The organism is Microvirga sesbaniae (assembly GCF_025460805.1).
Taxonomy (GTDB): Bacteria; Pseudomonadota; Alphaproteobacteria; order Rhizobiales; family Beijerinckiaceae; genus Microvirga; species Microvirga sesbaniae.
Window position 1 is genome coordinate 1 of record NZ_JAMXFJ010000090.1, and the last position, 6,317, is coordinate 6,317.

The following is a 6,317-nucleotide window of genomic DNA, read 5'->3' on the forward strand; positions in this document are numbered from 1 at the left end:
CGAACGCCTTCGCCCAACAAACTCATCAAGCCCGGAAAGTTGCATAGGCCGTGGATCACATATGGGGGCAGCTCCAAACCAACCCTGAATTAACATCACACCCGGATCACCCACATGGGGCAGGCCACATCAGATCTTGTTCTGGCCCCTTCAAGCCTGATGGACGTTGGTGCGGCGAACGAAAGTTTGTAGGAATCTATTGACGCCATGTTGTCAAATATGACAACACGGCCTATATGGCAAGAAAGACTAGGCCGATCTCATGGATCAAGGCGGCCCGAAAGGATTTTGAGGAGTTTCCCTTGGGGACACGGCAGGAAATGGCCCGTGCCCTGACCGTCGTGGCCGAGGGCGGGCACCCTGATATCGCCAAACCTCTGACAGGGCTTGGTTCAGGGGTGCTGGAGCTGGCCCTAAAGCACCGGGGAGATGCATTCCGCGTCGTGTACGCGCTGCAGATAGGAGATGAGATCTGGGTTGTGCATGCGTTCCAAAAGAAGTCCAAAAGCGGGATCGGCACGCCCAAAGCCGAAATCGACCTGATCCGTGACCGCCTGAAACGGCTGAAGGAGGCCTTGCGATGAACGACGATTTTGAACTGGTGCGAGGCAGTGGCAACGTCTTCCGCGATCTTGTCCTGCCTAACCCTGACTTAGAGCAGCTGCGTTCGATCCTGGCGGCGCAGATCGTCAAGACGCTCGATCGCCGGCACCTGACGGTCCGCGAGGCCGCCGAGCTGACAGGGATCGCGGCCGCCGACTTTTCTCGCATCCGCAACGTCAAGCTGGACCGGTTCACCGTGGACCGGCTAATGACGGTGCTCGGCCGCCTCGGTCAGCAGGTTGATGTCAATGTGAAGGTACGGTCGAGTGCCAAGCGTCATCCTCCTGCTCTAGCGCATCGTTGACGTAAACATTGCACGCGACAGAGACGATCGACGCGTTCTCGGTCCCGAGTCTTCTGCGGCGGAAGTTTTTATGAAAGATGCACAATATAGTTATTTAGTTTCAATGGAAAGCATAGTCGCGCCTATGCGGCTACGCGCGAGGGGCTAACACGAGCATAAGCATCTATGTTTTAGGCTGCCTGTTGTTTTGATCGGCTTCGCCGATAGGCGCTGGTCACATTCAAGCGCATCCGCACAACCTCCTCGCTGGCGCCATAAATGTCAGACGCTTCGGTGAGGGAGTATTTGCGCTCTGCGACGAGAAGGGCAGCCTCTTCTGAAATAAGAAGGGCTGGGCCAAGCCAAGCGGCTTCTTCTTCGATGTTAGCGTCGTAGTGCCTGGAGCCGGTCTCATTGAGCAGAGGCTTCGATGGATGGATCAAAAGCTCATGGCTCAATTCATGAGCGATGTTAGCGGCCTGACGCTTCTTGTGGTGACCATCATTATGGATGATGAGGCGGTGAGGTCCTTTGCACAAGGTAACGGCGGAAAATTCAGCCTGGCCTTTCTTCCCGCGAGGGTATGCTACCTCGGTTTTCCGCTGGATGATCTGACCTTTGTGGTCACGCACTTCCTGCCGCATCTCAACCGGGATGCAGTCTACCGCATCCTCAAGGCTGAAGGCTTAGGCCGCCTGCCGCCGGCGCAGCAGCGCAAGCGCAAGCTCGGCACGTTCAAGGACTACGATCTCGGCTTCGTGCACATGGACATCAAGCATCTGCCGAAGCTGCAGACCGCCAATGGGGAGCGGCGCAAGCGCTCTCTCTATGTAGCCATTGACCGCTGCTCGCGCTGGGTGCACCTGGCCGTCTATGATGACGAACTGGCCACAAGCGCGGTCGCCTTCCTGAAAGAGGCGGTCCGTGCCTTCCCATTCAAGGTCACACACGGGCTCTTGCCGCCGGCGTCCCCTTCGACTGGGTCGCTGCCGACACGATCTATGGTGTGGGAGCCATCGAGATGCAGTTGCGCCGGGCCGGCAAGGGCTACGTGCTGGGCGCGCATGCCACGGATCAGTTCTCCTCCTGGATCGACAAGCCCGAAGTGGCCGGCACGGCCGAGCAGATTGCCAAGGCTCTGGCGCCTGAGACCTGGCAGCGCCTGTCGGCGGGCGACGGCACCAAGGGAGCGCGCTTGTATGACTGGGCGTACGTCGAGTTGGCCGATCTTGAGGCGGAGGAATACAACGAGGCGCTCACCGGCCTGTGGACGCGCGGCCTGTTGATCCGCCGCAACCTCTCTGATGGGGACCTGGCGTTCTTCTCGACCTGGTGTCCAGCCGGCACGCCGATTGAAGAGCTGGTGCGGGTGGAAGGCCAGCGCTGGGCGATCGAGGATGCGTTTGAGACGGCGAAGACCGAGTTGGGGCTCACCCACAACGAGACGCGCTCCTGGCATGGCTGGCACCGGCACGTCTCATTGGTGATGCTGGCGTTTGCCATGCTGGCGGTGGTGCGCGAGCGCGCCAACCGCTTCACCTCACCCCAAAAAAGTCGAGACGAAGCCAGGCTGCAGCGTTGGTATGCTGGTCTGTCCAGGAAATCCGCCGCGTCGCCACACGCCTCCAGCAGCGCCGGATTGAGCCTGCCCTCGTGATCGCTTGGTCCGCCTGGCGCCGCGCGCATCAGGCGATGGCGCAAGCCTCACATCGCAAACGAAAGGTGCAACTCACATGGGCATTGGTCCGTCAAGATGCTGGTTCATCGGAACACCGATCAGATCTCCGGCTGGTGTTTGGCATCCAAGGTCTGAGCCCGTTGCATGATCTGGCCCGTGTCCAGCGCCAGCTCCCACTCACATCCGGTCGCTGCGCGCACGCAGCCGCACCATCATCCCGCTTGCAGCGGACGGGGGCTCAGGCGACGGGACCCTTCTGTAGTGCGGCACTGAACGCCCTATTGCACATCGGTCCGTCCACCTGGATCCGCCGGGCCTGATCAGGGTCCGGCGAAGCACATCCACCCAGTCGTGCCGTGCCTTACGCAGGCCTCATCACGGCACCCTCGATGATCACTCCGGCTATCGCATACTTCCAGAGCGCGATCAGCAGCTTACGGGCGAGCGCCACGATCATCGACTTCTTCAGGCGCCCGCCATTGCGCCGGACCCGCTCCTGGAACCACTGGCTCAGGGCCGAGGCCGGCTGATGGCGCAGCCACAGCCAGGCGAGCTCATTGTGGTGCGCAGGCGCGGATTGCCGGCTTTCGAGACGCCTTGCTCGCGATCCACCGATCCGCTCTTCCAGGGGGTGGGCCAGGCCCGCATAGGCGGCCACCTGCCGGCGATTGGCGAAGGTGCGGAACAGGCCCTCCACCCACAGAACAGCGGCGGCTTCCCGACCGATGCCTTTCAGGGGAAGCAGGCGCCCGGGTGGCACGGCGCCGGCCTCCTCGTCGGCACAGGCGAGCAGGTGATCCCGCTCGGCCTCGACTGCTTTGATCTGCTCCAGCAGCAAATCGAGCCGGTCGAGTTCGCGGCTGATTTGAGCCTTGAGATGAACCGGCAGCGGCCGGCCATCGCCGGTCGTGAGCGCCTCGAGCCTTGTTCTGCGGTCGCGGTGCAGGGGCTCATAGTCGCCGATCCCCTGCGCGAACAGCAGGCCCTTGACGCGGTTGACGTGCTGGATCCGCTCGGCGGTCAGCGTCTTGCGCTCGCGGCTGATGCGGCGCCGATCCTCCTGCTCAGGCGTGGGAGCCCGGACCATGGCACAGACCCGCGGCTCCCCGCGCTTGTAGGCCAGCAGCGTGCGCACCAGAGCCTCGCCGTCAATCTTGTCGGTCTTGGCCCGCCGGCAGCGGCGGGAGACCGCAATCGAGGCGGGATCGACGACATGGCTCTCGATCCTATAGCGCGACGATCTGGATTGAGAGCGCGGCGATCAGGATCGGGCGATTGGCTGTCGCGGCGGAATGATGATTGTCGCCCCGCGACAGAGATGCAAGCGCTTTCTTGATTGTCGCTGCGAGCGTCAATCAGGATGAGGTTTTGATTGTCGCGCGCGTCGGCGGACGTCCTGGCCCCCGTTTGCGCTCGATGGCTTCTCTGCGGCGGTAGCTCTCGACATTCATCTCGAAGATGGTGGCGTGGTGCACCAAACGATCCACCGCGGCGAGCGTCATCGCTTGATCCGGGAAGACCGAGTTCCAGGCTCCAAAGGGCTGATTGGCCGTAATTAATAATGAGCGACGCTCGTACCGGGCGCCAATGAGTTCAAAGATGACGCTGGTTTCGGCCTGATCCTTGCTGACATAGGCCAGATCATCCAGGATCAGCAGATGGTACTTGTCGAGTTTGGCAATCGCCGCCTCGAGCTGCAGGTCCCGCCGCGCGCTCTGCAGCTTCTGCACCAGATCGGTGGTGCGGGTGAACAGCACCCGCCAGCCGTTCTCCACCAGGGCCAGGCCCAGCGCGCTCGCCAGATGCGATTTGCCCCCGCCCGGCGGGCCGAACATCAGCAGATTGGCGCCCTTCTCGAGCCAGCTGTCGCCGGCTGCCAGCGCCATCACCTGCGCCTTGCTGATCATCGGCACCGCGGAGAAGTCGAAGCTGTCGAGGGTCTTGCCGGGCAAAAGACGGGCCTCGTCGAGATGGCGCTGGATGCGCCGGCGGGCGCGCTCGGCCATCTCGTGCTCGGCCAGAGCCGCCAGGAAGCGGGCCGCCGGCCAGCCCTCCTTGTCGGCGCGGGCGGCAAACTCCGGCCAGATCGCCTTGATCGCCGGCAGCCGCAGATCACTCAAAGCCAGGGTCAGGCGACCGGCATCAATATCGGGGCTCGTCATGCGACCTCTCCCTGATCCACGCGGGCGAGGTCCTCGTAGGCGCTGAGCGGCGCATAGCAGACCGTGATGTCCGGTACGGCACCGGCATCCGGGCTGAAGCGGGCGCGTAAGCTCTTGAGATCCGGCAGCCGGCCGGCCTCCAGATCCTCGTCGAGGCGCGCGGCGAGGTCGGCCTCGCAGGCGCGCTCGTGCGCCAGGGCGAGCAGATCCACCATGGTGCGGCAGGCAACCCGGGCCGGCAGTTTGGCGCACATGGCCTCGAAGGCGCGGGCATAGGCTGGCCGGGGGAAGAGCTGATCGCGGTAGACCAGTCCCATCAGGGCCATGGGCTTGCGTCTGAGCGAATGGATCACATGCCGGTAATCGACCACATGCCCGTGCCGGCCGTTGGGATGGGCCCGCCCGCGCGGCAGCGTCATCTGGTGCGTGCCGCCGAGATAAATCTCAAGGCGATCGTCATACAGGCGCACCCGCAGCCGATGGCCGATCAGGCGCGAGGGTACGCTGTAGAACACCTTGCGCAAGACGAAGCCGCTGGTCGAGGTCACGGTCACGATGGCATCTTCGTAATCAGCGGTGCGCCGGTCCGGCAGCTCCTGAAGGGTCGCGCGCTCGACCTCAATGCGCGGGGTATTGCGGGCATTGCGGCGCCCGACCACCTCATCGATGAAGCGGCGGTAGGCACCAAGATCGGCGAAGTCGCGTGAGCCGCGCAGCAGCAGGGCATCCTCGATCCCCTTCTTGAGATGGCCATGCACGCTCTCGATCGAGCCGTTCTCGTGGGCGATGCCGGTGTTGTTGCGGCTCGGCTGCATGCCGTAGTGGGTGCACAGGGCATCATAGCGCCGGGTCAGGTCCTCGCGGGCGTCGCGATCGAGGTTGCGGAAGGCGGCCGAGAGGCTGTCGCTGCGGTGCTCACGCGGAGCGCCACCCAAGGCCCAGAGGGCGTTCTGCAGGCCCTCGGCCAGGGCGACATAGCTCTCGCCGCCGAGCACCACATGGGCATGCTCGAAGCCGGAATAGGCGAGCCGGAAGTGATAGAGCCGGTGATCGAGCGGCTGGCCGGCGATGGTGATGGCCCGATCGGCCATGTCGGTGAAGTCGGACAGGCCCATGCGGCCGGGCTCGTGCACCTGGCGGAAGATGACCTCCTGCTCGGGGCCGTGCAGGGCGCGCCAGGCGCGGACGCGGCGCTCCAGCGTGCGGCGAATGCCGGGGCCGAGGTCGGGATGGCGGCGGATGATCTCCTCGAAGAGGGCGACGGGGCGCAGGCTCGGAGCGGCTTGCAGCAGCGGGACGATCTCGCTGTCCCAGACGCTCGCGAGCGGGTCGGGGCGCCGGCGCCCGCGAGGAACCTTCTTCTGGGAGGGCAGCCGCGGGTCCTTGTCGAGGCGATAGGCGGTGGAGGGGCTGAAGCCGGCTTTGGCAGCGGCGATCGGAATGGTGTTGGAGTGACGGAACTTCATGTAGATACCGTCTGAGCGGTCAAGTCCGATGGGCAAGCGGAAACTGGTAAACGGTCCCGCTCCTAAGCACGCCAAAGCAGATGTGAACCAGTTTACGCATGGCGGCCCCTAAGGTCGACATCTTG

General features: G+C 63.7%; 5 protein-coding genes and 3 pseudogenes. 4 read left to right on the forward strand and 4 right to left on the reverse strand.

Going from position 1 to position 6,317, the window contains the following annotated elements; all coding sequences use genetic code 11:
• Positions 1-236: 236 nt before the first annotated feature.
• Together OCW50_RS32680 and OCW50_RS32685 are read left to right on the forward strand one after the other, a co-directional pair.
• Positions 237-584: a type II toxin-antitoxin system RelE/ParE family toxin gene (locus tag OCW50_RS32680; RefSeq protein WP_210805005.1), complete on the forward strand. Its 348-nt coding sequence runs from the start codon at positions 237-239 to the stop codon at positions 582-584.
• Positions 581-907: a helix-turn-helix domain-containing protein gene (locus OCW50_RS32685; RefSeq protein WP_210805007.1), complete on the forward strand. Its 327-nt coding sequence runs from the start codon at positions 581-583 to the stop codon at positions 905-907. Before OCW50_RS32680 ends, OCW50_RS32685 begins: the two co-directional genes overlap by 4 nt.
• Positions 908-1,077: 170 nt before the next feature.
• Here OCW50_RS32685 and OCW50_RS32690 read toward each other — a convergent pair whose 3' ends face one another.
• The gene (locus OCW50_RS32690) at positions 1,078-1,530 is read right to left on the reverse strand and encodes an ImmA/IrrE family metallo-endopeptidase (protein ID WP_247654123.1); all 453 of its coding nucleotides are present in this window, start codon (positions 1,528-1,530) and stop codon (positions 1,078-1,080) included.
• Here OCW50_RS32690 and OCW50_RS32695 point away from each other — a divergent pair.
• Positions 1,480-1,842 (forward strand): annotated as a pseudogene (locus OCW50_RS32695) (transposase family protein); the annotation flags it as partial. The gene OCW50_RS32690 and the pseudogene OCW50_RS32695 overlap by 51 nt on opposite strands.
• A pseudogene (locus tag OCW50_RS32700) lies at positions 1,833-2,543 on the forward strand (IS701 family transposase); the annotation flags it as partial. The pseudogenes OCW50_RS32695 and OCW50_RS32700, both read left to right, overlap by 10 nt.
• A gap of 382 nt (positions 2,544-2,925) precedes the next feature.
• On the opposite strand, the pseudogene OCW50_RS32705 reads toward OCW50_RS32700, so the two are convergent.
• The 3 genes and pseudogenes from OCW50_RS32705 to istA form a co-directional block, all read right to left on the reverse strand.
• Positions 2,926-3,789 (reverse strand): annotated as a pseudogene (locus OCW50_RS32705) (IS110 family RNA-guided transposase); the annotation flags it as partial.
• A 130-nt stretch (positions 3,790-3,919) separates the two neighbouring features.
• Complete coding sequence (istB, locus tag OCW50_RS32710) at positions 3,920-4,726, reverse strand: IS21-like element helper ATPase IstB (RefSeq protein ID WP_210805021.1); 807 nt, start codon at positions 4,724-4,726, stop codon at positions 3,920-3,922.
• Positions 4,723-6,192 (reverse strand): IS21 family transposase, encoded by a 1,470-nt coding sequence (gene istA, locus OCW50_RS32715; protein WP_262300367.1) that lies wholly within the window; start codon positions 6,190-6,192, stop codon positions 4,723-4,725. The genes istB and istA overlap by 4 nt, the downstream gene beginning before the upstream one ends.
• Positions 6,193-6,317: the final 125 nt, after the last annotated feature.